Origin of the sequence: Chelatococcus sp. CO-6 (assembly GCF_001271345.1) — a bacterium.
Taxonomy (GTDB): Bacteria; Pseudomonadota; Alphaproteobacteria; order Rhizobiales; family Beijerinckiaceae; genus Chelatococcus_A; species Chelatococcus_A caeni.
In genome coordinates, this window is record NZ_CP012398.1 from 174697 (window position 1) to 201690 (window position 26994).

The window sequence follows — 26994 nt, forward strand, 5'->3', positions numbered from 1 at the left end:
CGCGTCCTTTCAGAAAGCGCGACAGCTCTGCCCCGCCGTTACCCCCGGCTCGTCGCCTTTGCCACCGCCCGGCGGGCCATGACGCCGATGAGGTGGGCGCGGTATTCCGCATCCGCATGAATGTCGCTGTTGAGCCCGTCGGCCGGCACCGACACGCCTTCGAGGGACTTCGGCGAGAAGCGCTTCTTCAGCGCCTCCTCCATCGCCGGCACGCGGAAGACGCCGTCGGCGCCCGCTCCCGTCACCGCGACGCGGATGTCGCTGCCGCGCTTGGCGACGAAGACGCCGACGAGCGCGTAGCGCGAGGCGGGGTTGGGGAACTTCTCATAGGCCGCCTTGCCGACGAGGGGGAACGAGATCTTCGTCACGATCTCCCCCTCCTCCAGCGCCGTCTCGAACAGTCCCGTGAAGAACTCCTCGGCCGGGATCTTGCGCTTGTTGGTGACGATGGTCGCGCCGAGCGCAAGGCACGCCGCCGGGTAATCCGCCGCCGGGTCGTTGTTGGCGATGGAGCCGCCGATGGTGCCGCGGTTGCGCACATGCGGGTCGCCGATGCCCTCGGCGAGCTCGCAGAGCGCCGGCAGCGCCTCCCGCACCACGGGCGAGGCGGCGACGGCCGCGTGCCGCGTCATGGCGCCGATGACGAGCGAGCGGCCCTTGAGCTCGATGCCCGACAGCTCCGCGACGGCGTTGAGGTCGATGATGGCCGAAGGCGCAGCGAGCCGCTGCTTCATGGTCGGCAGCAGCGTGTGGCCGCCGGCGAGCAGCTTGGCGTCCTCGTTCTTCGCCAGCATGTTGGCCGCCTGCCTCAGGCTCGTCGGCCGGTGGTAGTCGAAGGCGTACATGGGTTTCTCCCCGTTCCGAAATCCCCGCCGCCGGGCGGCGGGGCCTGTCCCGATCCTGAGGCCTATTCCGCCGCCATGCGCATCGGCGCCTTGCGGCAGGCGCGCCAGACGGCCTGCGGCGTCGCCGGCATGGCGATGTCCTCATGGCCGAGCGCATCCGTGATGGCATTGACGACGGCGGCCGGGGCGGCGATGGCGCCCGCCTCGCCGCAACCCTTGATGCCGAGCGGGTTCGACGGGCACGGCGTCGACGTCATGCCCACGTTGAACGACGGCAGGTCGTCAGCGCGCGGCATGCAGTAGTCCATGAAGCTCGCCGTCACGAGCTGGCCGTCCTTGTCGTAGCGCGCGCCCTCGAGCAGCGCCTGGCCGACGCCCTGGGCGATGCCGCCGTGCACCTGGCCCTCGACGATCATCGGGTTGATGACGACGCCGAAATCGTCCACCGCCGTCCAGCGCTCGATGCGCGTGATGCCCGTCTGCGGGTCGACCTCGACCTCGCAGATGTGCACGCCCGCCGGGAAGGTGAAGTTGGTCGGGTCGTAGAACGCCCCCTCCTTCAGCCCCGGCTCCAGCTCCTGGCCCGAGAACTTGTGGGCGATATAGGCCTGCAGCGCCACGTCGCCGAAGCCGAGCGCCTTGTCCGTGCCGGCGACGGAGAACTTGCCGTCCTTGAACTCGATGTCGCCTTCCGCGGCCTCGAGCACGTGGGCGGCCACCTTCTTGCCCTTGGCGACGACCTTGTCGAGCGCCTTGACGATAGCCGACATGCCCACCGCGCCGGAGCGCGAGCCATAGGTGCCCATGCCGAACTGCACCTTGTCGGTATCGCCGTGCACCACCGTCACCTGGTCGATGGAGATGCCGAGCCTGTCCGATACCAGCTGGGCGAAGGTCGTCTCGTGGCCCTGGCCGTGGCTGTGCGAGCCGGTCAGCACCTCGACGGAGCCGGTCGGGTTGACGCGCACCTCGGCCGATTCCCACAGCCCGACGCCCGCGCCGAGCGAGCCCACCGCCTGCGAGGGGGCGATGCCGCAGGCCTCGATGTAGGACGAGAAGCCGATGCCGCGCAGCTTGCCGCGCCGCGCGCTCTCGCGCTTGCGCCTGCCGAAGTTCTTGTAGTCGGCGAGCTCCAGCGCCTTCTGCAGCGAGGCGTGATAATCGCCGACGTCATAGTTCATGATGACCGGCGTCTGGTGCGGGAACTTCTTGATGTAGTTGCGCTTGCGGAACTGCGCCGGGTCTATGCCGAGCTCCCGCGCCGCCACCTCCATGAGGCGCTCGATGACGAAGGTCGCCTCCGGCCGGCCGGCACCGCGATAGGCATCGACCGGCGCGGTGTTGGTGTAGACGCCGTCGACCTCGCAATAGATCGCCGGGATGTCGTACTGCCCGGACAGGAGCGGGGCATAGAGATAGGTCGGCACCGAGGAGGCGAAGGTGGAGAGGTAGGCACCGAGATTGGCGGTGGTCTTCACCCGAAGGCCGAGGATCCTGCCCTTGTCGTCCGTGGCGAGCTCGGCATGGGAGACGTGGTCGCGTCCATGCGCGTCGGCGAGGAAGGCCTCGGTGCGCTCGGCCGTCCACTTCACCGGCCGCCCGACCTTCTTCGCCGCCCAGACGCAGACCGTCTCCTCGGCATAGATGAAGATCTTGGAGCCGAAGCCGCCGCCGACATCCGGCGCGATGACGCGCAGCTTGTGCTCGGGCGCGATGCCGACGAAGGCCGAGAGCACGAGCCGCGCCACATGCGGGTTCTGGCTCGTGGTGTAGAGCGTATAGCCGTCCGTGCCCGGATCGTAGTCGCCGATCGCCGCCCGCGGCTCGAGCGCGTTGGGGACGAGCCGGTTGTTGACGAGGTCGATCGTCGTGACGTGCCTGGCCCCCTTGAAGGCCGCATCGGTGGCGGCCTTGTCGCCGAGATGCCAGGCGAAGACCGTGTTGTCCGGCGCCACCTCGTGCACCGGCTCGGCGCCGTTCATCGCCTTCTGCGCCACGGCGGGATCGACGACGGCGGGGAGCACCTCGTAGTCGACCTCGACGGCCTCGGCCGCATCCTTGGCCTCGGCGAGGCTTTCGGCGATCACGACGGCCACATGGTCGCCGACATAGCGCACCTTGCCCTGCGCCAGCGCCGGATGCGGCCCCGCCTTCATCGGCGTGCCGTCCTTGGAATGGATCATCCAGCCGCAGATCAGCCCGCCGACGTTGTCCTTGGCGAGATCCTCGCCCGTCAGCACGGCGACGACGCCCGGCATCGCCGCCGCCTTCGCGGTGTCGATCGAGCGGATCTTCGCGTGGGCGTGGGGAGAGCGCAGGAAATAGGCGTAGGTCTGGCCCGGGCGCGACAGGTCGTCGGTATATTGGCCGCGGCCGGTGATGAAACGCTGGTCTTCCTTGCGGCGCACGGCAGCGCCAATATGCGTCACGGACATCGTTTCCTCCCAGAAACTGCAGCGCGCGGCACAGGCTCTCGGACGGCCGGCTCGACGCGCGATCCGTTGGTCCGGCCGCGGACGGAGCCTCGCTCCGCCGGGCCGTTGGGCACGCTATTCGGCGGCCTGCTGCAGCGATGTCGTTCCCATCGCCGCCGCGCCGGCGGCGACGGCCTTGACGATGTTGTGATAGCCGGTGCAGCGGCAGATGTTGCCCTCGAGCTCCTCGCGGATGGTGTGCTCGGCAAGGTCGTGCCCGCACCTGTTCACGATGTCGATGGCGGCCATGATCATGCCCGGCGTGCAGAAGCCGCACTGCAGGCCGTGGTTGTCGCGGAAGGCCTCCTGCATGGGGTGCAGCTTGCCGCCGGCGGCGAGGCCCTCGATCGTCGTGACCGACGCGCCCTCGCAGCTGACCGCGAGCGTGGTGCAGCTCTTGACCGCGACGCCGTCGAGATGGACGACGCAGGCGCCGCACTGGCTGGTGTCGCAGCCCACATGCGTGCCGGTGAGCTTCAGGTTTTCGCGCAGGAACTGTACGAGCAGCGTGCGCGGCTCGACGTCCGCGCTCACGGTCTTGCCGTTCACCGTCATCGTCACGGTGGTCATTCGGAACCCTCCCCTTAGGCGCGCACGGGCGTGCGGCTCGTTGCGATGGTCGCTTACGGCGACATCGGACACGGGATACCAGGATCGAGACCCCTACCCTGGAACTGGTCGAAATCCAGTCTGAACCGGCCGGAATCGGGGGTCAAGCGCTGAATGAGAACCGGCGGATCGTCGTTTTTCGCGCTTTGCGCCGCAAAATTTTCGCGATAGCGGCGTCTGGTGCGAAGTACGTCGGCGGACGCGGCGGTGCCGCGTCGCGCCCTTCGGTACCCGCGCAGGGAGCGACCCAAGCGTCAGCCCTTGCGCTGCCGCGTGACGTGATATCGCGTCACCCTCGCCTTCCTGTAGATGCCGCTCTTCCTGTCGATGACCTTGTAGATCTCCACGGTCTTCTTGGCGACACCGTACCAGCGCGGGCTGGACAGGATGATCGACCCCTCGAGCGCATCGGTCGGCCCGACGGCCTTGAGCGGGTGGAAGGCCGACCGGGCGGCCTGCGGCGTGTTGAAATCCCTGTACTTGATCAGCGTGCGCCTGGCTGCGTCATGGAGCATCCGCGCCCAGGCCTCCTCCGTGTCGATGAGGGCGCCCGAGAAGCCGAACTCGCTGAACTGCCCCGCGGTCACGTCGACCGCGTATTCGACGCCGTCCTTCTTCGCGAGGACAAGGAAGTGGTTCTTGGGGGCGTCGATATTCGCGTTGCTCCACAGATACATGCCGCGGACGCGCGTTTCGTAGCCTGCACCCTTCAGCGCGGCGATGACGGGTTCGAGCGCCGCTTCGCAGCCCTCCTTCGGGCAGGACAGGAATTTCTGGATCTGCCGGTCGCCCTTCACCAGAGCCCCGATCTCCTTCAGGTCCTTCGTGACGGACGGCGAGCGCAGTTCCTGCGCCCCGGCACGGAAGGTCCTGACGACTTCGCTCGAGGCGTGCTTCAACCGGCCCGACCGGACCGACCCCAAGCCGGTCGACAGGCCCGACGCCTTCCCGCTGCGGCCGCCCGGTCCCGCCCGCCTGCCAAGAGCATCCCCGACGGCGTCGGCGGCCCCTTTCAGCGCCGACTTGCCCTTGCCGAAGGCCTTTCGCACGCCCTTGGTGAGGGTTTGCGCTCCCCCCTTGATGACGCGCCCTCCGGCGAGGACCAGGGTCTCGAGCCCGGCGGACTTCAGCGCCTCCTTGATCTCGCCGTCGCTCAGCTCCCGGCCCGCTTCGTAGTAGGGCAGGATGGCGCTGCGTGCCAGATGAATGGCGGCTTCGAGATCGGTCTCGCCGAACGCCTCGTCCTTCAGGGGCAGGATGGCATGTGAGACGATGTCGAGGGCGCTTTCCTGCACGGCACTGTTGGCATCGAGCCCCTCCTTGTGAGGGCGTGCGGAATACGAAGCGGCCGGCAGCATCGTGTTCTGCACACCTGCCTCGAAGAACAGATCGGCATGTTGAGCGAGCCAGGCGTTACGGCCGGCCTCATCCGCGGGAACCGGGGCGACGAGGCCGCACAGCTTGTTCGACAGCGCGAAATAACGCGGCTCGCCGCCTTGGGTGATCTTCAGAAGATAGCCCTGCTGGCCCTGGGGATAGAGCATCTCGAAATGCCCGCCCTTGCTGGCCATCACCCGGCCGTGCACGGTGAGGATGGACGCGTCGTCGCCTGCTGCGATGCCCATCTGCGACAGCTTGTCGGACACCGCCTCGGAGAAGGAGGCCGCGACCTCGCCGACGTACTCGGAAAACCGCTGATCGAAGAGCTTGTTCAGATCCGGAAGCTTCTTGATCTCGTCGGGCACGTCCCGATGGAAGAACGGAAACACCGATATCTGGTCGTCGAGGTAGACATCGATCCGGCTCATCTTGGCGGGGATGCTCGCGCCGCCGACGCCGAGCGGCATATGGTCGGTGACGCTCACCTCCTCGTGCGGGTCGTGCCCCTCCCGCCGGATCACCTCCTCGCCGACGCCGCGTCGGCTGGGCGGAGCCTGTATGGCGTCGTGGATCTGCTTGCTGTGGCCGTCCTTGCATTTCACCGAGGCCGTCGCGGCCGTGCGCGCCGGCCCGGCAGCCCTCGGATGGCGGGATGCCGGGCTCGGCCGCAGACCGGGAACGACGGGGTGCGGCGGCCCGCCGCCGGCAGGGGCAGGACCGGATGGAGGCACGCCCGCAGGTCGTGCCGGCGCCGGCGAAAGGGCGGTGGCGTTCCTGGCCGCCTGTGTCGCCCCGCTGCCGCGGCCATCCCGCTGCGGCTGCAGGTTCGGCCGGGGACCGCCATGGGGCATCCGCTCGCCCCGCGTGCGGAGAACCTGCTCCGCATTGGCCCCGTACTCGACGGCCAGCAGGATCGCGGCGACAAGAGCCAGGCCCGGCGCGCCGGGCGAACCGGGCAGCGGCAGCTTGCCGTGCCGCTGGGGTCGCCCGTGCTCGGCCACCCATTGCGCGCTCGTCCCGACGGCGCGCCGCTGCTGGTCGAAATCCTCCGCCCGTGTCTTGCCGGCGACGGGCGGGCGAAACGATGAGACTCGGCCCATCTGAAAACCCTCGAATGAATGAATGACTTAAAAATAATCCGCCCTTGTCCGGCATCCGGTTTCGCGGTGCCAGCAGGCAGACGGTCAATTCACAGTTCCGATGGGTTTGCCGGTCCCGATGCGCCCGGATGGCGACGGCCCGGGAGCGGGATCACGTCGCGGTGCCACAGAAATCGTGAGATGTCGCTGGATGCGGCGGGTGGAGCTCGCCTCCCGCCGCGCGTCGCTCGCCGGCCCGTCAGGCCGCCTCCTCCGCTCCCACCACCTTGGCGAAATTGGCGAAGAACTCGTCGGCGTATTTCTTGGCGACGCCGTTGATCAGCCGGCCGCCGAGCTGGGCGAGCTTGCCGCCGATCTGCGCCTCGACGTCATAGGTCAGCTTCGTGCCCTCCGGCACGTCGGCGAGCTGCACCTTGGCCCCGCCCTTGGCGAAGCCGGCGACGCCCCCCTCGCCTTCGCCGGTGATGGTATAGCCGTTCGGCGCGTCGATGTCCGAGAGCACGACCTTGCCCTTGAAGGTCGCCTTCACCGGCCCGACCTTTACCTTCGCCACCGCGCGGAAGCCGTTGTCCTCCGTCCGCTCCAGTTCCTCGCAGCCCGGGATGCAGGCCTTGAGCACCTCCGGATCGTTGAGCTTGTCCCAGACCGTGGCCCGGTCCGCCGGCAGGATGTTCTCGCCCGTCATCGTCATGGCCATGGGTTGCCTCCCTCGTCGTCATCGCCGCCTGGTGCGAGCGGGCCGGTTCGATGCCCTCCAATCTACGCAAGAACGCACGCGCGGCCAGCCCCTCAGAAGCATGACGGGCCGCCGTTGTCCCCTCTGCCCCCTTGCGCCGGTGGCGCAACCTGCGCGAGATGCAGGGGATCCAAGGAGGAGGAGCGGGATACATGACGATCATCGACATCGCCGGCGAGCCGTTCAACGTGCGCATGGACGGACCGGAAAACGCCCCGGTTCTCATGCTGTCCAACTCGCTGTCGTCCAACATGTCGATGTGGGACGCGCAGGTCCGCGCCTGGCAATCGCACTTCCGCATCCTGCGCTATGATTCGCGCGGGCACGGCGCCTCGGTCGCGCCGGACAGGCCCTATTCCATCGAAGAGCTCGGCCGCGATGCCCTGGCGATTCTCGACCATTTCGGCATCGCCAAAGCCCATTGGTGCGGCGTCTCGAAGGGCGGCATGGTCGGCATGTGGCTCATGACCCACGCGCCGGAGCGGCTCGGGCGGGTCGTCCTCGCCAATACGGCCGCGCACATGGGGCCGCCCGACCTTTGGAACGGCCGCATCCGCACCGCGCGGCACGGCGGCATGGCCGCCCTCGCGGATGCGACCGTCGAGCGCTGGTTCACGGCCGGCTTCCGCGGGCGAGCCCCGGAAACGACCGCCGCCATGTGCGAGATGATCCTGACGACGCCCGCCCACGGCTATGCCGGGTGCTGCGCCGCCATCCGCGACATGGACCAGCGCTGGACGATCCGCGCGGCGGAAAACCCCGTGCTGGTCGTCGTCGGCGCGCATGATCCGGCCACGCCGCCCGCCGCCGGCCGCCAGATCCACGAGGCCATCGCCGGCTCGTCGCTGGTGGCCCTCGATGCGGCGCATATCTCCAATGTCGAGGCGGAGGCCGAGTTCAGCAGGCTGGCGGGCGACTTCCTGCGCAGCTGAGGCCGTCACAGGGCGTGGTAGCGACGCCCCTTGTAGACGAGGCTGTCCCCCTCGGCGCCGATGGCGAGCGCCCGCACCTCGCCGATGAGGATGCGATGGGTCGCGGCATCGATCGTCTCGGTCAGGCGGCAATCCATGGCCGCCCTCGCGGTGACGAGGGCCGGCGCGCCCGTTTCCAGCCTCGTCCAGCCGCCGGACCGGAAGCGCTCGGCGCCGAACAGGCCGGTGCGGCCGGCGAAGACATCGGCGAGCGGCCCCTCGCCGCCGGCCAGCGTATTGACGCAGAAGACCCCGTTGGCCTCCAGAACCGGCAGGACCTGGCTGGCCCGGTTGAGGCACACGAGCACCGTCGGCGGCGCATCGGACACCGGCGCCACGGATGTTGCCGTGAAGCCCATGCGCCCGGCGGGACCGGCCGTCGTGACGACATGCACGGCGCCGGGCACGCGGCTCATGGCCTCGCGAAACGCCTGCTCGGTCGGCGTCGCGGCATGGTCGTCATGCGTATCGCCGAATGCGTCGTCGATGAAAACCCGGTGCATCAAGGCCTCCTGCGGCCTTTTCATATGGCCCGGCGTGATCTGCGAAGCAACCGGAAGCAGGGGCGGAGACCGGGACAGGCCACGCTAGAGGCGGCTGACGGCCTCCTTGATGCTCTCGCGCACGTGGGCGATGAGAGCCTCCGCAGCCGCATCGGCGGCGGCGACCTCGGCCGCGCAGACGGCACGCAGCAGGTCCTCGTGCCGCTGCGCCGCGGGCACGAGGTCGGACGCGCGCCGGAAGAACAGCCATGCCCGCCGCGCCATCGCCTGCAGCGGCATCAGCGCCCGAGCGGCATAGGGATTTCCCGACAGCTCCGCGAGCATCCTGTCGATCGCCTTGTCGGCCTCGACGAAACCGACGATGTCGCCCGTCCCGGCCGCCTCCGCCATCGCGGCCGCCAACTGCGCCGCCACGGCCGGTCCGCCGGCGGCGCCGGCCGCCCCGGCCTGCGCGCCGGCCAGCCGCTCCGTCACCGCCCACGCGCCCCCGGCGACGCGGCGGGCGGCACTCACGGCCACCAGCCGCTCGATGCCGACACAGACATCGAGCGCCACGAGCACGTCGAGCGGATTGATCTCGGATACGGCAATGCCCTTGCGGGGAAAGACACGCACGAGCCCGTCGTAATGCAGCCGCTGCAGCGCCTCTCGCACCGGCGTGCGGCCGAAGCCGACGCGCTGCGACAGGTCGTTCTCGGTCAGGCGGGAGCCTGGAGGCAGATCGAGCCGCACGACCATGTCCTCGATGGCACGATAGGCCTGCTCGGCAAGCGACTGGGCCTCGGCACCGCAGGATGCACCTATATCATTGTCCACAGAACTCATCGTCAGAAACCTACGTTGGCGCTGCCCCCTCGCAGGGAGAAGAAGCAGGCAACACCACCGCCACAATAGATTTCTTGCGTACAATATATTTATTAACCGGGAAGCAATAAATATTTTATACTATATCAATAATATACAACGCCGGCCAGCCTCATCGAATCATCATTGGAGTTCGCAGGCACCGGCACCGGGACGATCCGCCCGGGCGTTGGGCGGCCGGCATCGAAGCCACGCCGACTGCGGCGGAGCGAAGCCCGTGGCGCGCAATTTTTGGTCGCATGCCCGGGCGCCGACGGTGCATCCGTTGCTTTTTTGCCGGTCGCCCCGGCCTCGGCAATTGTCTTGACCGATCCCCGTTGCTAAGCACAGTGTTGTTCCGGTGGACTCTTTCCGCGCCGTGTTTTCGCCGACACGCTGCGGACGACAAAAACAATAAGGGCCCGCCCATCAGGGGAACGGTAGATTATGGAAGTTTTCGTACAGCAGCTCATCAACGGGCTGACGCTGGGGTCGATCTATGGCCTCATTGCCATCGGCTACACGATGGTTTTCGGCATCATCGGCATGATCAATTTCGCCCACGGCGACGTCTTCATGCTCAGCGCGTTCATCGCGCTCATGCTCTTCCTCTTCGTCACGGCCTGGCTCGGCATCGGCTCGATCATGATTGCGCTGATCATCGTCATGATCGGTGCCATGCTGCTGACGTCCCTGTGGGGCTGGACGCTGGAGCGCATGGCCTACAGGCCGCTGCGCGGCTCCTTCCGCCTCGCGCCGCTGATCTCGGCCATCGGCGTGTCGATCTTCCTGTCCAACTTCGTCCAGGTCTCGCAGGGCGCGCGCAACAAGCCGATCCCGCCCATGGTGCGTGACGTGATCGTGCTCTTCGAGCGTGACGGCTATGCCGTGGCGCTGTCCTACAAGCAGATCATCATCATGGTCACGACCGCGATCCTCCTCGCCGTCTTCTGGTACGTGGTGCAGAAGACGTCGCTCGGGCGCGCCCAGCGCGCCTGCGAGCAGGACCGGCGCATGGCCGCCCTCATCGGCATCAACGTCGACCGGACGATCTCGCTCACTTTCGTGATGGGCGCCGCGCTCGCGGCCGTCGCCGGCACCATGTACCTCCTCTATTATGGCGTCGTGAGCTTCGCCGACGGCTTCGTGCCGGGGGTGAAGGCCTTCACCGCGGCCGTCCTCGGCGGCATCGGCTCGCTGCCGGGCGCCGTGCTCGGCGGCCTCATCATCGGCCTGGTGGAGACCCTGTGGTCGGCCTATTTCTCCATCGAATACAAGGATGTCGCGGCCTTCTCGCTGCTCGCCATCGTCCTCGTCTTCATGCCGTCCGGCATTCTCGGACGGCCTGAGGTCGAGAAGGTCTGAGGGAGGCGCGGACCATGGCCCTGAACACACCGCACGCCCCCGCCATCGCCACCGCCGAAGCCACCTCCTCCGCAACGGGCGCGCAGATTGCCGCCGCGCTGCGCGAGGCCGGCATCGCCGCGCTGCTGACGCTCGGGCTGTCCATCCCGATCCTCGCCTTCAAGACCGAGCAGAACCAGGCGAACGCGCTCTACCTGCAGCCCCGCTGGGGCGTCGTGGCGGTCGCCTGCGCGCTGATCTTCGCGCTGCGCTTCGTGCTCTGCCTGCGCGCCGCGCGCCGCGCTGCCGCCCCGCCGCGGCTCAAGGCGCCGGCGAGCCCCGCCCTGCAGAAGCTGTTCGGCATCGCCGTGCCGCTCTTCCTCGGCGTCGCCGTCGCCTATCCGGTGCTCGCCACCCTCGCCTCGGGCGGGCTCGGCGGCGCGCGCTACTGGGTCGACCTCGGCATCCTCATCCTCACCTATGTGATGCTCGGCTGGGGCCTCAACATCGTCGTCGGCCTCGCCGGGCTGCTCGATCTCGGCTACGTCGCCTTCTATGCGGTCGGCGCCTATTCCTATGCGCTGCTGTCGACGACGTTCGGCTGGTCCTTCTGGCTGTGCCTGCCGCTTGCCGGCATCCTCGCCGCCTTCTGGGGCATCATCCTCGGCTTTCCGGTGCTGCGCCTGCGCGGCGACTATCTCGCCATCGTCACCCTCGCCTTCGGCGAGATCATCCGCCTCGTGCTCATCAACTGGGTGGACCTGACCAACGGCGGGGCGGGCATCTCCTCCATCCCGCGCGTCACCTTCTTCGGCGTGCCGTTCGATTCGAGCGAGGGCGGCTTCGCCTCGCTGTTCGGCATCCCCTTCAGCCCCATGCACCGGATGATCTTCCTCTACTATCTCATCCTGATGCTGGCGCTGATCACCAACCTCGTCACCATCCGCCTGCGCCGCCTGCCCGTGGGCCGGGCCTGGGAGGCGCTGCGCGAGGACGAGATCGCCTGCCGCTCGCTCGGCATCAACACCCGCAACACCAAGCTCACGGCCTTCGCCATCGGCGCCATGTTCGGCGGCTTCGCGGGGTCGTTCTTCGCCGTGCGCCAGGGCTTCGTGTCGCCCGAGAGCTTCAACTTCCTCGAATCGGCGATCATCCTGTCGATCGTCGTCCTCGGCGGCATGGGCTCGCAGGTGGGCGTCGCCATCGCGGCCGTGCTCATGGTCGGCGCGCCCGAGCTCCTGCGCAATCTCGACTTCCTCAAGCAGGTCTTCGGCGCGGGCTTCGATCCCAACGAATATCGCCTGCTCATCTTCGGCCTCGCGATGGTGGCGATGATGGTCTGGCGTCCGCGCGGGCTCGTCGGTCACCGCGAGCCGTCGATCGTACTCACCGAGCGCAAGGCCATCTCGGGCTCGCTCGTCAAGGAGGGGCACGGCTGATGCGCTGGCAAGACGATCCCGTACTCGAGGTCGAGCATCTGAAGATGCGCTTCGGCGGCCTCGTCGCCGTCAACGATCTCTCCTTCAGCGTCGGCCGCGGCGACATCACCGCCCTCATCGGCCCCAACGGCGCCGGCAAGACGACGGTGTTCAACTGCATCACCGGCTTCTACCGGCCGAGCGAGGGCATGCTGTCGCTGCGCCATGGCGACGGCTCCACCCTCCTGCTCGAGCGGTTGCCGGGCCATTCCATCTCCTGGAAGGCCAAGGTCGCCCGCACCTTCCAGAACATCCGCCTGTTCACCGGCATGACGGTGCTGGAGAACCTCCTCGTCGCCCGCCACAATCCGCTGATGCTCGCCTCCGGCTTCACCGTCTTCGGCCTCCTCGGCCTGCCCGGCTTCCGGGATGCGGAGCGCCAGGCGGTCGAGCAGGCGAAGTTCTGGCTGGAGAAGATCAACCTCATCGACCGGGCCGACGATCCCGCCGGCGACCTGCCCTACGGCGCCCAGCGCCGCCTGGAGATCGCCCGCGCCATGTGCACGGACCCGATCCTCCTGTGCCTCGACGAGCCGGCCGCCGGCCTCAACCCGCGCGAGAGCCACGAGCTCAACGAATTGCTCCTGTCCATCCGGCAGGATCACGGCACCTCCATCCTGCTCATCGAGCACGACATGTCGGTGGTGATGGGCATCTCCGACCATGTCGTGGTGCTCGACTACGGCACCAAGATCGCGGACGGGACGCCCGAGGAGGTGCGCAACGACCAGAGCGTCATCGCCGCCTATCTCGGCGTCGAGGACGAAGAAGTGGAGCACGTGGAAGCGGAGGTCGGCCTATGAGCGACGCAGCAATGATGCCCGCGCCGGCTCAGGCCGCGGCCGGGCGGGCGCCCCTTCTCTCGGTGCGCGGGGTCAAGACCTATTACGGCAACATCATCGCCCTCAAGGGCGTCGACCTTGACGTGCACGAGGGCGAGATCGTGACGATGATCGGCGCCAACGGTGCCGGCAAGTCCACGCTGATGATGACGATCTTCGGCAACCCGCGCTGCCGCGAAGGCTCGATCACCTACGGCGGGCGGGACATCACCCAGATGCCGACGCACGAGATCGCCCATCTCGGCATCGCGCAATCCCCCGAAGGCCGGCGCATCTTCCCGCGCATGACGGTGTTCGAGAACCTGCAGATGGGTGCGTCCATCAAGGATTTCGCCCATTTCGACGAGGATCTCGAGCGGGTCTGCACCATGTTCCCGCGCCTCAAGGAGCGGCTCAACCAGCGCGGCGGCACCCTCTCCGGCGGCGAGCAGCAGATGCTGGCCATCGCCCGCGCGCTGATGAGCCGGCCGCGGCTCCTGCTGCTCGACGAGCCCTCGCTCGGCCTTGCCCCGCTCGTCGTCAAGCAGATCTTCAACGTCATCCGCGAGCTCAACGAGCGCGACGGCATGACCGTCTTCCTCGTCGAGCAGAACGCCTATCACGCGCTCAAGCTCGCCCACCGCGGCTACGTGATGGTGACGGGATCGATCACCCTGCAGGGTACCGGCAAGGAATTGCTCGAGAACCCGCAGGTCCGCGCCGCCTATCTCGAAGGCGGGGCCCACTGAGGAACACACGATGCAGGGCATCCTCTACGAAGAAAGCTCGTTCCTCCTCTTCCTCCTCGTCACCTGCATCATGGGTGGCTGGGCCGCCTGGATGACGGGGCGGGCGGTGGCGCTCATCTGGGCGCCGGTGTGGCAGGCGGTGTTCTATCTGCTCGTGCTCGCCGGGGGGGTACGCTTCATCCACTTCGCCCTCTTTCACGGCACGCTGCTGTCGCTCCACTATTACATCGTGGACGCGATCGTGCTCCTCGTCATCGGCCTCACCGGCTTCCGCTACACGCGCACGCGGCAGATGACGACGCAGTATCGCTGGCTCTACGAGCGGACGGGTCCCCTGACCTGGCGCGAGAAGGGCAGCGGCTGAGACACCACCGTTTGCGAGTGACTCTCGCCGCAAATGGCGCAAGATTGCGCCCAAGGCGAGAGGCTCGCCGACCGGAGCCCCGGAGCGGGGCCCAACAAAAACCAGGGGAGTACCAGATGAAGAAAGTGCTGTTGACCGGGATTGCGCTCGGTCTTGGCCTCGCCTTCACCAGCGCTGCCAACGCCCAGGTGAAGATCGCGGTCGGCGCCCCCATCACGGGACCGAACGCAAGCTTCGGCACCCAGATGAAGAACGGCGCCGAGCAGGCGGCGGAGGACATCAACGCCGCCGGCGGCATCCTCGGCCAGAAGATCGTGGTCAGCGTGGGCGACGACGTCTCCGATCCCAAGCAGGGCGTATCCGTCGCCAACAAGCTCGCCAGCGACGGCGTGCAGTACGTGGTCGGTCACTTCAACTCGGGCGTGTCGATCCCGGCCTCGGAGGTCTACGAGGAATCCGGCATCCTGCAGCTGACGCCGGCCTCCACCAATCCGCAGTTCACCGAGCGCGGGCTGTGGAACACCATCCGCATCTGCGGCCGCGACGACCAGCAGGGCCAGGTGGCGGGCGACTACCTGTCCAAGAATTTCGCGGACAAGAAGGTCGCCATCATCCACGACAAGACGCCGTACGGCAAAGGCCTCGCCGACGAGACCATGAAGTCGATGAACGCCAAGGGCCTCAAGGAAGTCCTCTACGAGGGCGTCAACCCGGGCGAGAAGGACTATTCGGCCCTCGTCTCCAAGCTCAAGGCCGCGAATGTCGACGTCGTCTATTTCGGCGGCCTGCACACGGAGGCCGGCCTCATCATCCGCCAGATGCGCGACCAGGGCCTGCAGGCGCCGCTGATGTCGGGTGACGGCATCGTCTCGAGCGAGTTCGTCTCCATCGCCGGCCCCGGCGCCGAGGGCACGCTCATGACCTTCGCGCCCGATCCGCGCAAGAACCCGGCGGCCAAGGAGGTCGTCGAGCGCTTCCTGAAGAAGAACTACGATCCCGAGGCCTACACGCTCTACAGCTATGCGGCGGTCGAGATCGTCAAGCAGGCGGCGGAAGAGGCGAAGTCCCTCGAGCCCAAGAAGGTGGCCGAGGTGATCCACTCCGGCAAGGTCTTCAAGACGGTGCTGGGCGACCTCTCCTTCGACAAGAAGGGTGACATCACCCGTCCGGACTACGTCATGTACGTCTGGAAGAAGGGCTCCGACGGCAAGATCGACTACGCCGGCAACGAGATCAACTGATCTCGCAGCACTGGAAGACAACGGGCCCGCCTCCCCCGAGGCGGGCCCTTCCTTTTGGCGTCAGCTGCGCTCGATGCGGCAGGCGAAGCAGCCGCGGGCCGCAAAATGCGCGTCGACGTGGGCGATATCCGGCCGGGCCAGGAAGCGGTAGATGTGGCTCTCGATCTCGACGCCCGGCACGACCCCGGCATCGACGATCATGCCCGCGGCGTCATAGGCGCGCAGCGAGATCAGCCGCGCCGGCAGGATCGGCGGCACCGCGTCCACGGCATCGTAAGCCTCCTCGGCCGCGCGGCGCACGAAGATGGGCCCCGACGCGCGGTAGGGCGACGTCTCCTCGGTGTGGTGGGCGAAGGCGAGCAGCAGCACCTCCTCGCCCGGCTGCGCGTCCTGCAGGCTAACGCGGCACGGGCTGGTGCCGGATGCCGTGACGCGCCGCCGGACGATGCCGCGGCGCGCGAGCGAGGCTTCATCCAGCCGGAACAAATCGTCGAAGAGACGCGGATCGAGGCCGCGGATGCGGTACGCCATCGGGGTGCTCCCTGTTGAGGAGCATCCATCCTCATCGCCGGATCGCGTCTGGCGACCCGTTTTGCCCACCCGTTTCCTGCGGGGCCGCCGTTGCTCAGCCGAGCGCCCCGAGCGCCGGGAAGGTCTCGAGCAGCCAGAAGGACATGTCCGTCAGCGCGCCGGTGAGGAAGGCGATACCCGTCAGCACGAGGAGACCGCCCATCACCTTCTCGACGAGGTGGAACTTCGAGCGCATGCCGCGCAGGAGCGCGACGAACGGCTTCATGGCGAGCGCCGCGAGGAGGAAGGGGATGCCGAGGCCCGCCGAATAGGCGGCGAGCAGAAAGGCGCCGCGCCCGACGCTCTCCTCCGTGCCGGCGACGGCGAGGATCGCGGCGAGGATGGGGCCGATGCAAGGCGTCCAGCCGAAGGCGAAGGCGAGACCCATGACATAGGCGCCGCCGATGCCGGCCGGCTTGGCGACGTCGAGCCGCGCCTCCCGGTAGAGGAAGGACAGGCGGAAGACGCCGAGGAAGTGCAGCCCCATGACGATGATGGCGATGCCGGCTACGGTGCCGAGCACGTCGACATAGCGGCGCAGCAGCTGGCCGAAGACCGAGGCCGTCGCACCCAGCATGACGAAGACCGTCGCGAAGCCGAGCACGAAGAAGAAGGCGGCGAACAGCGCCTTGCGGCTGACGCGCGGCTCGCGCCGCTCCGTCAGCTGGTCGAGCGTCGTGCCCGCGAGATAGCACAGGTAAGGCGGCACCAGCGGCAGCACGCAGGGGCTGAGGAAGCTGACGAGCCCGGCAAGAACCGCGGCGGAAGTGGAGACGTCGGTCATGGGGCTGCTCTTAGCCGCAGCGCCGGCCCGGCGAAAGGCGGTGAAATGCCGCCTCGCCCCCTTGTGAAGCGCCGCCCTTCACGGCAACCATCGCACCATGACCACAATGCTCAACCTCATCACCGACGTTTCGGGCATCCGCATCGGCAATGCCCACGATGCAACCGCCGCAACCGGCCTCACGGTCGCCGTCTTCGACAAGCCGGCGACGGCGAGCCTCGCCGTCATGGGCGGTGCGCCGGGCACGCGCGAGAGCGCGCTGCTCGAACCGGAGACGACGGTGGCGGCGGTGGACGCCATCGTCCTGTCCGGCGGCTCGGCCTACGGGCTCGATGCGGCCGGCGGCGTCATGCAGGCGCTTGCGGCACAGGGCCGCGGCTTTGCCATCCGCGACGTGCGCGTGCCCATCGTGCCGCAGGCGATTCTCTTCGATCTCCTCAATGGCGGCGACAAGCCCTGGGCACGCGGCGAGGGCGAGCCGCCCCATCGCGCCCTCGCCATGGCGGCTGTCGCGGCGGCGAGGAAAGATTTTCCGCTCGGCTCGGTGGGTGCCGGCTATGGCGCGACGACGGTCAACCTGAAAGGCGGGCTGGGCTCGGCGAGCGCCGTCACCCGCACCGGCCACACCGTCGGCGCCCTCGTCGCCGTCAATGCCGTCGGCTCGGCGACTGTCGGTGACGGGCCGCATTTCTGGGCCGCGCCCTACGAGGAAGGCGGCGAATTCGGCAACTGCGGCCTGCCGGTGGATTTCGACCGCCAGGCCCTCGTGCCGCGCTACAAGGGCGGCCCGGGCCAGAACACGACGATCGCCCTCGTCGCCACCGACGCCGTCCTCGATAAGGCCATGGCCAAGCGCCTCGCCATGGTCGCCCACGACGGCATGGGCCGCGCGCTGCGCCCGGCCCATGCGCCGCTCGACGGGGACCTCGTCTTCGCTGCGGCGACCGGCCTCAAGCCGCTGCCGGAAGACGACATCTATGCCTTCGCCGATCTCGGTGCCGTCGCGGCCGATTGCCTTGCCCGCGCCATCGCCCGCGGCGTCTACGAGGCGACGGCGCTCCCCCTGCCCGGCGCCCTGCCAGCCTGGCGCGACCTCTATCGGCCGAAGCGCCCGACGGCATAGGGCGCAGGATCGGTCAGCGTAGCCTCCCCGGCCATCATCTGCGCCAGGAGATGGCCGGTGACGGGGCCGAGCGTGAAGCCGTGGTGATTGTGGCCGAAGGCGAACCACAGCCCCTTGTGGCGCGGCGCCTCGCCGATGACGGGCCGCATGTCCGGCAGGCAGGGCCGTGCGCCGATCCACGGCTCCGGATCCACCCGCTCACCGAGGGGGAAGACGCGACGCGCCTCGGGCTCCACCTGGGCTAGCTGCACCGGGCTCGGCGCCGCGTCGCGGTCGGCGAATTCGGCCCCCGTGGTGAGGCGGATGCCGCGCGTCATCGGCACGATGAGGTAGCCGCCCGAGACATCGTAGAGCGGGTGGTTGAGCACCGCATTGCCCGCGGGGCGGTAGTGCATGTGGTAGCCGCGCTTGACCGCGAGCGGGATGCGGTACCCCAGGGGGCGGAAGATCTCGCCCGACCACGGGCCGAGCGCCACGACCACCTCGCGCGCCGTGACAGGCCCCTCTTCCGCCGCCACGGTCCAGCCGCTGCCGGAGGCGACGAGAGAACGGGCGTCGCCGCGCAGGAAGCGCCCGCCGCGCTTTTCGAAGAGCTCGGCATAGGCCCGCGTGACGGCGCCCGGGTCCGGCACGCTGGCGGGATCGAGCCAGTGCAGCCCGCCCGCGAAGTCGCCGGTGAGGTGCGGCTCCTTGGCACGCAGGTCCGCGCCGCTGAGCACCTCGAGCTTGAGGCCGTAGAGCGCGGCGCTCGCCCGGGCCTCCTCCTCCGCCAGCTGGAACTCGGCCTTGTCGCGGAAACCCTTGATCCAGCCGATCCGCCGCAGCATGGGCAGGATGTCGGCCTCGCGCATCAGCGCCTCGTGCTCGGTGACGCAGCGCTCGATCAGCGGCAGCATCGCCCTGGCCGCGACGGCATGGCGCCGGGGCGAGGAGTGCCACCAGTATTGCGCCAGCCAGGGCGCCACCTTGGGCAGGAAGGCGAGATGGTAGTGCGCCTCCGCCGAGCGGTTGAGGCCGTAGCGGAAGAGCGAGGCGAGATCGCGCGGAAAGCCGTAGGGCACGACGCTGGCGCGCTCGATGAGCCCGGCGTTGCCGTGGCTCGTCTCCTCCCCCGCCCCGCGCCTGTCGAGAAGCACGACAGACCGCCCGCGCGCCTGCAGATGCAACGCCGCCGACACCCCGATGATACCCGCTCCGAGCACGACGACGTCCGTTTGCATGCATTTGACCTTCTTGCTGATGCCGAACCCGGCGGCGCATTCTGGGATGGCGGCCCGTCGCGGACAACGCCGGCACCCGCATGGCGAAAGCACGACGCCTGCCATCGGCGCAAGGGGGCCGGACGCTTCTTTCTCGATGAGGGATGCGGACCCGGACCACATGAAGAACGGCCGGGGAAATACGGAAGGAAGGCCAGGGACGTGTTGCAGACCATTCTCCTCAAGCCCCTGGCCCTGCTCGGCCGCCAGGGCACCAAGGCCCTCGCCGCTTCCATCTTCATCGGCCTGGCGCTGCCGCAGTTCGCGAGTCTCGCCCGGCCGCTGATCGGCACCTGCGTCTTCTTCTTCCTCGTCTTCACCTTCCTGCGCGCCGATTTCGGCGCCATACGCGCCCTCCTGCGGCAGCCGGGGCGTATCCTGCTTGCCTGGTTCTGGATCGTCGCCTCCCTGCCGATCGCCCTCGGCGGCATCGTCCTCGCCCTCGGACACGATCTCGTCGGCCCGGAGCTCGCCCTCGGCCTTGCCCTGATGGCGGCCGCCCCGCCGATCCTCTCGGCACCCGCCGTGGCGACGCTGCTCGGCTTCGATGCCTCCTTCCTCGTCACCGTGCTCGTCGCCAGCATGGTGACGACGCCGCTGACCGCGCCGCTCGTGGCCGAGGTGATCGCCGGGGCCGCCGTGCCGATCGAAACCTCGGTCCTCGCCCTGCGCCTCGCCCTCCTCCTCGGCGGGGCGGCGGTGCTCGCCCTGGTGCTGCGCCGGCTCGTCGGCCTGGCGCGGATCGCGCGCCGGCGCGCCGCCCTCGACGGCCTCAACGTGGTCTTCTTCTTCATCTTCGCGGTCGGGGCGATGGACGGGGTAGCGGAGGCGATGATCGCCAACCCGCTCGCCGTCGCCACCGATGCGCTGATCGTCTTCGTAGTGGCCTTCGCCGGCATCGCCGCCAGCCTCTTCGTGCTGGCCGCGCGCTTCGGCGCCCGCGAGGCCTTCGTCATCGGCTATGCCACCGGCCACCGCAACATGGGGCTCCTCGTCGCCGCCATGGCCGGCGCGGTGCCGGACGGCACCTGGCTCTATTTCGCCATGGCCCAGTTTCCCATCTACCTCATGCCGCTCGTGCTGGAGCCGCTCGCCCGCCGCATGCTGCGCACGCCCCTGCCCGCCCGGCGCTGAAGCGCTCAGATGACGGCCGCCTCCGGCATCCGCACGCTCTCCCTGACCGGGCCATGGCCGGCCGGTCCCGGCCGTCCTCCGGCAGCGACGGTCTCGATCAACCGGACATAGCGCGCGCACAGCTCACGCTCGTCATAGCGCTGCAGCATCAGCGCGCGCGCCCTGCGACGGATATCTTCGTAACGCTGCGGCGCCGCGAGGACCTCCAGCAGGCGCTGCGCCAGGCGCGGCGGCTCGAAGAAGGGCACGAGCACCCCGGTCCGGCCGTCGTCGACGACCTCCCGCACCGGCTCCGTATCCGAGCCGACGATGAGCGCGCCCGTCGCCATCGCCTCCATCATCGACCAGGAGAGCACGAAGGGCGCGGTGAGATAGACATGCGCCGCCGATACGCGCAGCACCTGCCGCAGCACGGAGAGCGGCTGACGGCCGAGGAAGTGGAGGCGCCCGAGGTCGGGCCTGAAGGTCTCCAGCGCCCATTGCTTGTAGGAGGCCTTGTCCTTCGGACCGTAGGCGATGCGGTCCTCGCCGATGACGACCGCATGGACGCCGGCGTGCATCCTCTGGAGCAGCGACACCGCCTCGATGAACTGGGGAAAGCCGCGATAGGGCTCCATGCCGCGCGCGATATAGGTGACGAGCGGATCGCCGCGCCGGAAGACGTGGCTGCCGATGGTGAGGGTCTCGCGCGGGTCGGGCGCGAAATAGTCGGTGTCGACCCCGTCGTGGAGAACCGACATCCGCCCATGGAAGACGCCGGGAAACTGGGACTTCTGGTACTGCGTCGGCGACTGGCCCCAGTCCATCGCCGCAAGATCCTGCAGGATGACGGTGTTCTTCATCCGGATGCGCAGCTCGACATTCGGATCCTTGGCCCTTTCATCGAAGAAGGAGGCATCGGAGCCGTAGGCGCGGTAGTACCACTCGAGATACGGCATGTAGCGCGCATCGGGCCACAGGTCCTTCAGGAAGAGCCCGTCGCCGAAGCCGCTGTGGGCCAGCATCACGTCCGGCCGCCAGCCCTTCGCCCGCGCGGGCGCGAGCGCCTTGTAGACCGCCTGACCGCGGATGACGGCCTCTTCGGTGTAGCGCAGGGCGGGATGCACCTGCTCGCTGACGCTCCGATGCGGCTCGTAGTCGATGCGCCGCACGGGCGACGGCTGGCGGTTGCCGGCCCGCGACACGGCGAGGATGTCGATGCCCTTCCGGCCATTGAGATGCTTGATGATGCGCGCGTATTGCCCCGGGAAATTATTGTGCAAAAATAATAATCTCATCCAGAAAACATCCGATCTGCTTATCGAACGACCCAGTTCGGCGACAATGAACGTTCAATATTTCAGATCATGGCGCCTGCCGCCCACCGGCAGCCGGTTGCACGGCGTGCATACAGTCGGGCAGCCCGGGCGCGGCTTCCCCGTGCGCCCACCCGTTGCCCCGCCCCGCCCTCCGTGCTAGGCGGCACGCGCGGGGCCCTTCGCCCCTGCAGCATGTTCAAGCGGACGGTTCCCATGCAGCGCGCCCTCGCCATCGCCCCCTCCATCCTCGCGGCCGATTTCGCCCGTTTCGGCGAGGAGGTGCGCGCCATCGACGCCGGCGGGGCCGACTGGGTGCATGTGGACGTGATGGACGGGCATTTCGTGCCCAACATCTCCTTCGGTCCCCAGGTGGTGCGCGCCATCCGCCCGCACACGAAGAAGGTGCTCGACGTGCACCTGATGATCGCGCCGGCCGACCCCTATCTCGCCGAATTCGCGGCCGCGGGCGCCGACATCATCACCGTCCACGCCGAGGCGGGGCCGCATCTGCACCGGTCGCTGCAGGCCATCCGCGCGCTCGGCAAGAAAGCCGGCGTGTCGCTCAATCCCGGCACACCCGAGAGCGCCATCGACTATGTGCTCGACCTCGTCGACCTCGTGCTCGTCATGAGCGTCAACCCCGGCTTCGGCGGGCAGGCCTTCATCCCCTCGGCGCTGGACAAGGTGGCGCGGATCAAGGCGATGATCGGCGACCGGCCCATCGACCTCGAAGTCGATGGCGGCGTCACCGCCGACAACGCCGGCGCGCTGGCAAAGGCCGGGGCGAACGCCCTCGTGGCCGGCTCGGCCGTCTTCAAGGGCGGCGAGAGCGCCTATGCCGGCAACATCGCCGCCATCCGCAGCGCCGCCGAGCGGGCGCGCGGCGAACTCGTCTGATTTTCAACCGTTCAGCCAGGAGGCGAGGATGATCCCGCGCTACAGCCGCCCCGAGATGACCGCCATCTGGTCGCCTGAGGCGAAATTCCGCATCTGGTTCGAGATCGAGGCCCACGCGACGAGTGCCCTCGCCGAGCTCGGCGTCGTCCCGAAGGAGGCCGCCGCGATCGTCTGGGACAAGGGCTCCAAGGCCGTCTTCGACGTGGCGCGCATCGACGAGATCGAGCGCGAGGTGAAGCACGACGTCATCGCCTTCCTGACGCATCTTGCCGAGATCGTCGGCCCCGAGGCGCGCTTCGTGCACCAGGGCATGACCTCGTCCGACGTGCTCGACACCTGCTTCAACGTGCAGCTGGTGCGCGCGACCGACCTCCTCCTCGCCGACATGGATGCGCTCCTCGCCGCCATCCGGCGCCGCGCCTTCGAGCACAAGATGACGCCGACCATCGGCCGCTCGCACGGCATCCATGCCGAGCCGGTGACCTTCGGCCTCAAGCTCGCCCAGGCCTATGCCGAATTCGACCGCTGCCGCGAGCGTCTCGTCAATGCGCGCAGGGAGATCGCGACCTGCGCCATCTCCGGCGCCGTCGGCACCTTCGCCAACATCGACCCGCGCGTGGAAGAATACGTCGCCGAAAAGCTCGGCCTCGCCGTCGAGCCCGTGTCGACCCAGGTCATCCCGCGTGACCGGCACGCCATGTATTTCGCCACCCTCGGCGTCGTCGCCTCTTCCATCGAGCGCCTGGCGACCGAGGTCCGCCATCTGCAGCGCAGCGAGGTCTACGAGGCGGAGGAATTCTTCTCCGAGGGGCAGAAGGGCTCCTCGGCCATGCCGCACAAGCGCAACCCGGTGCTCACCGAGAACCTCACCGGCCTCGCCCGCATGGTGCGCGCCTATGCCATGCCCGCCATGGAAAACGTGGCGCTGTGGCACGAGCGCGACATCTCCCACTCCTCCGTCGAGCGCATGATCGGCCCCGACGCCACGGTGACGCTGGACTTCGCCCTCGCGCGCCTCACCGGCGTCGTCGACAAGCTGCTCATCTATCCCGAGAACATGCAGAAGAACCTCGACCGGCTCGGCGGCCTCGTCCATTCCCAGCGCGTGCTGCTGGCGCTTACCCAGAAGGGTGTCAGCCGCGAGGACGCCTACCGCCTCGTGCAGCGCAACGCCATGCCCGTCTGGCGCGGCGAGGGCGACTTCCTCTCCCTGCTCAAGGCCGACCCTGAGGTGAACAAGCACCTCTCCGACGCCGAGCTCGAGGAAAAGTTCGACCTCGGCTACCATCTCAAGCACGTCGACACCATCTTCCGCCGGGTGTTCGGAGAGGCGTGACCTCTCCACGCCGGCCATGGCCGGCCTTGCCTAAGGCTCCAAGGCGTGGATGCCCGCGACAGGCGCGGGGCATGGCGCCGGGCGAATATGGGACAGTAACGGGACCGCCATGCGCACGTCCGACTGCGACATCCTCATCGTGCCCGGCTGGTCCGGCTCCGGGCCGGACCACTGGCAGACCCGCTGGGAGGAGAAGCTCTCCACGGCCCGCCGGGTGGTGCAGGACGACTGGTACCGCATCGACCGGCCGGAGTGGGAAGCCCGCCTCGTCGCGGAGGTTGATGCCGCGCAGCGCCCGGTCGTCCTCGTCGCGCACAGTGCCGGCGTGCCGCTGATCGCCCATGCGGCACCGAACCTGCCGGGGGGAAAGGTGCGCGCGGCCTTCCTCGTGGCGACGCCGAGCGAGCGCGCCATCCGCGCCATTCCTGGCACGGACGCCGCCTTCACGCCCTTCCCGCGCGAGCCCCTGCCCTTCCCATCCGTGCTCGTCGCCAGCCGCACGGATCAATATTGCCCCTATGACGAAGCGGCCGATCTCGCCCTCGCCTGGGGCTCGGCGCTGGTCGACGCCGGCGATGCCGGCCACCTCAATTCGGCCAGCGGCCACGGGCCCTGGCCGGAGGGGCTGATGCGCTTTGCGGGGATGCTGAAGCGGCTCTGAGCCGCCTCAACCCAGCGCCCGGCGGATGATGGCCTCGGCGCATTTGCGGCCGAGTTCCTCGGCCTTGCCGTTCGTGAAGGCTTGGCCCTGCTCGAGCGCGGTCTTGGCGGGTGTCACGCGGACATCCGACTCAGCGCATTCGCCAGCCGCCAGCACTTTGCCGGTCGAGACATCGATCAGCCGGAACTGCGCGGCAAAGGACATCTGCACCTTGCCGCCACCGATGGCCCAGGGATGATCGTGATAGATCACCCGGAACTTCTCCGGCGGGAGATCGATGACGAGCCCGGTGAACTTCTTGTCACGGGCGAGGGAGACGATCTTCGCCACACGCTCCTCGCCCTCTCCACCGGCGGGAATCGCTCCGGCGAGATCGGCGTGCGCGACGGCGCCGAGAGAGCCCGTCAAGTGACCGGCGATCAGGCCTTCTGTGATACGAGCAGGATCGGTGGTCGGAGCCGCAATGCCGAACAACTCCTTGTGGGCCTCGGTCACGCCCTGGAGGGTTGTGTTCAGAACATCGTAGAGCAGATTGCCGCTGCCGGCGTTTGCCAGCATCCTGCCGAAGGCGATTGGCGGATTGCGCAGGACGGCCACGGGCCGGCCGTTAACGTCGGCCGCCTGCTGGTTGAGTTGGACGGTCTGCACGCAGCCGGCCGTAACGAGCAGCGCCAGAAGCGCCGCACCGATCTTCTTCATGGAGCCCCCCAGCTCACGGAAAAAGCCATGAAAAAGGCCGCATCGCTGCGGCCTTTTCGTCTCGATCGGTTCCGGAACCGGTCAGCGCGAGTAGAACTCGACGACCAGGTTCGGCTCCATCTGGACCGCATAGGGCACGTCCGACAGGGTCGGCACGCGCACGTAGGTGGCCTTCATCTTGGCGTGGTCGGCGTCGATGTAGTCCGGCACGTCACGCTCGCCGAGGGCAACCGCCTCGAGCACGATGGCGAGCTGCTTCGAGGCGTCCTTGACCTCGATGACGTCGCCCGGCTTGACGAGGTAGCTCGCGATATTGACGCGGCGGCCGTTCACGCGCACGTGGCCGTGGTTGACGAACTGGCGGGCGGCGAAGACCGTCGGCACGAACTTGGCGCGGTAGACGACGGCGTCCAGGCGACGCTCGAGAAGGCCGATGAGGTTCTCGCCCGAGTCACCACGCAGGCGGATGGCCTCCTGGTAGTAGCGGCGGAACTGCTTCTCGGAAATGTTGCCGTAGTAGCCCTTGAGCTTCTGCTTGGCGCGCAGCTGGGTGCCGAAGTCCGACAGCTTGCCCTTGCGGCGCTGGCCGTGCTGGCCCGGGCCATATTCGCGGCGGTTCACGGGGCTCTTCGGGCGGCCCCAGATGTTCTGGCCCATACGGCGATCGATCTTGTACTTCGCCGAAATTCTCTTTGACATCGCGTGTCCTCTAGAACGGAACAACAGTGAGGAACGCGCCCTCCTCTCCCTTGCGGGCGACAGGGCCGGACATTGCCGGTCCGCGGGTGCGCACGAAATACGAACGCGGGCCTTGCGAGCCCGCGAGCGATGGGGGTCCTTACGCGACAAGGAGGCGGTTTGTCAATCGGCTCAGCATCGCGCAGCGGCGTTCAGGCCATGGCGAAGGCGAGCGCCCCGGTGTCGATGCGCGTGAAGCCGCGCGCGGCGAGCGCCGCCTTCAACGTGTCACCCGCGCCCGTGCCGGTGAAGACGGCGCGGGCCTCCTCCTCCCCCTCATGGCCGAGGAGCGGCGCGCCGATGAGCTCGACCATGCGCCGCGCGATCGCCGGGGCGGGGTCGAGGAAGCTGACCGGCCACGGCGCCAGCCTTTCGAGGCGCGGCAGCAGCAGCGGATAATGCGTGCAGGCGAGGACGACGGTGTCCGTCCGCCGCCCGTCCGCCGCCTCGCGGAAGCAGGGGGTGATCTCCGCCATGATCTCGGCGTCGCTCGCGGGCGCGCCGGCCAGCTCCGCCTCCGCGATGGCCGCGAGCCGCGTCGAGCCGACGAGTTCCACCGCGCAGTCCCCGGCATAGGCCCGCACCAGGTCCTGCGTATAGTCCCGCGCCACGGTGCCCGGCGTCGCGAGCACGCTCACCATGCGGCTCGCCGACCGCGCCGCCGCCGGCTTGATGGCGGGCACCGTACCGACGAAGGGAATGGAAAAGCGCGCCCTCAGATGCGGCAGCACGAGCGTCGAGGCCGTGTTGCAGGCGATGACCACGATCTCCGGCGCATGGGCGGCGACGAGCGCCTCCATCACGGCAAGGACGCGCGTAACGAGCGCCGCCTCCGACAGCCGGCCATAGGGAAAGGCCGCATCATCCGCGGCATAGACGAAGCGCGCGTCCGGCCGCGCCTTGATGAGTTCGGCATAGACCGTCAGGCCGCCGAGGCCCGAATCGAAGGCGAGGATGGTCGGCACGTGCGGCGGCATGACGGCGGGGTGATAGACCGTTCCGGCGAGAAGGTCGATACGCATGGCACTGCGGCTCGC

The 26994-nt window shown here is 68.5% G+C and carries 26 protein-coding genes; 12 read left to right on the forward strand and 14 right to left on the reverse strand.

Annotated features, from left to right (window positions below; translation table 11 throughout):
• Positions 1-38: 38 nt before the first annotated feature.
• From AL346_RS01005 to AL346_RS01025, 5 genes are all read right to left on the reverse strand, one after another.
• Positions 39-845 (reverse strand): xanthine dehydrogenase family protein subunit M, encoded by an 807-nt coding sequence (locus AL346_RS01005; protein ID WP_019401928.1) that lies wholly within the window; start codon positions 843-845, stop codon positions 39-41.
• A 62-nt stretch (positions 846-907) separates the two neighbouring features.
• On the reverse strand, positions 908-3280 hold the full coding sequence (locus AL346_RS01010; RefSeq protein ID WP_019401927.1) for a xanthine dehydrogenase family protein molybdopterin-binding subunit: 2373 nt from the start codon (positions 3278-3280) through the stop codon (positions 908-910).
• Between the two features lie 114 nt (positions 3281-3394).
• On the reverse strand, positions 3395-3889 hold the full coding sequence (locus AL346_RS01015; protein ID WP_019401926.1) for a (2Fe-2S)-binding protein: 495 nt from the start codon (positions 3887-3889) through the stop codon (positions 3395-3397).
• A gap of 293 nt (positions 3890-4182) precedes the next feature.
• Positions 4183-6408, reverse strand: coding sequence for a hypothetical protein (locus tag AL346_RS01020; RefSeq protein WP_026015097.1), 2226 nt, complete (start codon positions 6406-6408; stop codon positions 4183-4185).
• 238 nt (positions 6409-6646) lie between these two features.
• A complete protein-coding gene (locus AL346_RS01025) occupies positions 6647-7105 on the reverse strand; it encodes a carbon monoxide dehydrogenase subunit G (protein WP_019401712.1) in 459 nt (152 codons plus the stop codon).
• Positions 7106-7296: 191 nt separating this feature from the next.
• Between AL346_RS01025 and pcaD the strand changes: the two genes are divergently transcribed.
• Positions 7297-8076 (forward strand): 3-oxoadipate enol-lactonase, encoded by a 780-nt coding sequence (pcaD, locus tag AL346_RS01030; RefSeq protein ID WP_019401711.1) that lies wholly within the window; start codon positions 7297-7299, stop codon positions 8074-8076.
• 5 nt (positions 8077-8081) lie between these two features.
• On the opposite strand, the gene AL346_RS01035 is transcribed toward pcaD, so the two are convergent.
• On the reverse strand, positions 8082-8618 hold the full coding sequence (locus AL346_RS01035) for a flavin reductase (RefSeq protein ID WP_019401710.1): 537 nt from the start codon (positions 8616-8618) through the stop codon (positions 8082-8084).
• A gap of 84 nt (positions 8619-8702) precedes the next feature.
• Positions 8703-9434: a GntR family transcriptional regulator gene (locus tag AL346_RS01040; protein ID WP_019401709.1), complete on the reverse strand. Its 732-nt coding sequence runs from the start codon at positions 9432-9434 to the stop codon at positions 8703-8705.
• A gap of 474 nt (positions 9435-9908) precedes the next feature.
• Between AL346_RS01040 and AL346_RS01045 the strand changes: the two genes are divergently transcribed.
• The 6 genes from AL346_RS01045 to AL346_RS01070 all read left to right on the forward strand — a co-directional run bounded on the left by AL346_RS01045 (position 9909) and on the right by AL346_RS01070 (position 15458).
• Positions 9909-10826 carry a branched-chain amino acid ABC transporter permease gene (locus AL346_RS01045; protein ID WP_019401708.1) on the forward strand — a complete coding sequence of 306 codons (918 nt, stop codon included), beginning with the start codon at positions 9909-9911 and terminating at the stop codon, positions 10824-10826.
• 14 nt (positions 10827-10840) lie between these two features.
• On the forward strand, positions 10841-12244 hold the full coding sequence (gene livM, locus AL346_RS01050) for a high-affinity branched-chain amino acid ABC transporter permease LivM (protein WP_019401707.1): 1404 nt from the start codon (positions 10841-10843) through the stop codon (positions 12242-12244).
• Entirely contained in the window at positions 12244-13086 is an 843-nt protein-coding gene (locus tag AL346_RS01055) for an ABC transporter ATP-binding protein (RefSeq protein WP_019401706.1), read from the forward strand. Before livM ends, AL346_RS01055 begins: the two co-directional genes overlap by 1 nt.
• Entirely contained in the window at positions 13083-13853 is a 771-nt protein-coding gene (locus AL346_RS01060) for an ABC transporter ATP-binding protein (RefSeq protein ID WP_026015053.1), read from the forward strand. The genes AL346_RS01055 and AL346_RS01060 overlap by 4 nt, the downstream gene beginning before the upstream one ends.
• A 10-nt stretch (positions 13854-13863) precedes the next feature.
• Positions 13864-14217 (forward strand): DUF6867 family protein, encoded by a 354-nt coding sequence (locus AL346_RS01065; protein WP_019401704.1) that lies wholly within the window; start codon positions 13864-13866, stop codon positions 14215-14217.
• A 116-nt stretch (positions 14218-14333) separates the two neighbouring features.
• Complete coding sequence (locus AL346_RS01070; protein ID WP_019401703.1) at positions 14334-15458, forward strand: branched-chain amino acid ABC transporter substrate-binding protein; 1125 nt, start codon at positions 14334-14336, stop codon at positions 15456-15458.
• 60 nt (positions 15459-15518) lie between these two features.
• Here AL346_RS01070 and AL346_RS01075 read toward each other — a convergent pair whose 3' ends face one another.
• Both AL346_RS01075 and AL346_RS01080 read right to left on the reverse strand, forming a co-directional pair.
• Positions 15519-15989 (reverse strand): DUF1203 domain-containing protein, encoded by a 471-nt coding sequence (locus AL346_RS01075; RefSeq protein ID WP_053193134.1) that lies wholly within the window; start codon positions 15987-15989, stop codon positions 15519-15521.
• A gap of 94 nt (positions 15990-16083) precedes the next feature.
• On the reverse strand, positions 16084-16812 hold the full coding sequence (locus AL346_RS01080) for a cytochrome c biogenesis CcdA family protein (protein ID WP_019401701.1): 729 nt from the start codon (positions 16810-16812) through the stop codon (positions 16084-16086).
• A gap of 106 nt (positions 16813-16918) precedes the next feature.
• Between AL346_RS01080 and AL346_RS01085 the strand changes: the two genes are divergently transcribed.
• Positions 16919-17935 (forward strand): P1 family peptidase, encoded by a 1017-nt coding sequence (locus tag AL346_RS01085; protein ID WP_019401700.1) that lies wholly within the window; start codon positions 16919-16921, stop codon positions 17933-17935.
• On the opposite strand, the gene AL346_RS01090 is transcribed toward AL346_RS01085, so the two are convergent.
• The gene (locus AL346_RS01090; RefSeq protein ID WP_019401699.1) at positions 17908-19155 is read right to left on the reverse strand and encodes an FAD-dependent oxidoreductase; all 1248 of its coding nucleotides are present in this window, start codon (positions 19153-19155) and stop codon (positions 17908-17910) included. The genes AL346_RS01085 and AL346_RS01090 overlap by 28 nt on opposite strands.
• Before the next feature lie 201 nt (positions 19156-19356).
• On the opposite strand from AL346_RS01090, the gene AL346_RS25875 reads away from it, so the two are divergent.
• Positions 19357-20328 (forward strand): sodium:proton symporter, encoded by a 972-nt coding sequence (locus AL346_RS25875; protein ID WP_156332652.1) that lies wholly within the window; start codon positions 19357-19359, stop codon positions 20326-20328.
• A gap of 5 nt (positions 20329-20333) precedes the next feature.
• Here the strand turns inward: AL346_RS25875 and AL346_RS01100 are convergent, their stop codons facing one another.
• The gene (locus AL346_RS01100; RefSeq protein ID WP_040404066.1) at positions 20334-21605 is read right to left on the reverse strand and encodes a glycosyltransferase; all 1272 of its coding nucleotides are present in this window, start codon (positions 21603-21605) and stop codon (positions 20334-20336) included.
• Between the two features lie 234 nt (positions 21606-21839).
• On the opposite strand from AL346_RS01100, the gene rpe reads away from it, so the two are divergent.
• From rpe to AL346_RS01115, 3 genes are all read left to right on the forward strand, one after another.
• Entirely contained in the window at positions 21840-22523 is a 684-nt protein-coding gene (rpe, locus tag AL346_RS01105) for a ribulose-phosphate 3-epimerase (RefSeq protein WP_055457342.1), read from the forward strand.
• A 28-nt stretch (positions 22524-22551) separates the two neighbouring features.
• Positions 22552-23859 (forward strand): adenylosuccinate lyase, encoded by a 1308-nt coding sequence (gene purB / locus AL346_RS01110; protein WP_019401695.1) that lies wholly within the window; start codon positions 22552-22554, stop codon positions 23857-23859.
• 109 nt (positions 23860-23968) lie between these two features.
• Entirely contained in the window at positions 23969-24520 is a 552-nt protein-coding gene (locus AL346_RS01115) for an alpha/beta hydrolase (protein ID WP_019401694.1), read from the forward strand.
• Between the two features lie 6 nt (positions 24521-24526).
• On the opposite strand, the gene AL346_RS01120 is transcribed toward AL346_RS01115, so the two are convergent.
• From AL346_RS01120 to murI, 3 genes are all read right to left on the reverse strand, one after another.
• The gene (locus AL346_RS01120) at positions 24527-25219 is read right to left on the reverse strand and encodes a hypothetical protein (RefSeq protein WP_019401693.1); all 693 of its coding nucleotides are present in this window, start codon (positions 25217-25219) and stop codon (positions 24527-24529) included.
• Between the two features lie 81 nt (positions 25220-25300).
• The gene (rpsD, locus tag AL346_RS01125; protein WP_026015051.1) at positions 25301-25918 is read right to left on the reverse strand and encodes a 30S ribosomal protein S4; all 618 of its coding nucleotides are present in this window, start codon (positions 25916-25918) and stop codon (positions 25301-25303) included.
• A 191-nt stretch (positions 25919-26109) separates the two neighbouring features.
• Positions 26110-26979: a glutamate racemase gene (gene murI / locus AL346_RS01130; RefSeq protein WP_019401691.1), complete on the reverse strand. Its 870-nt coding sequence runs from the start codon at positions 26977-26979 to the stop codon at positions 26110-26112.
• Positions 26980-26994: the final 15 nt, after the last annotated feature.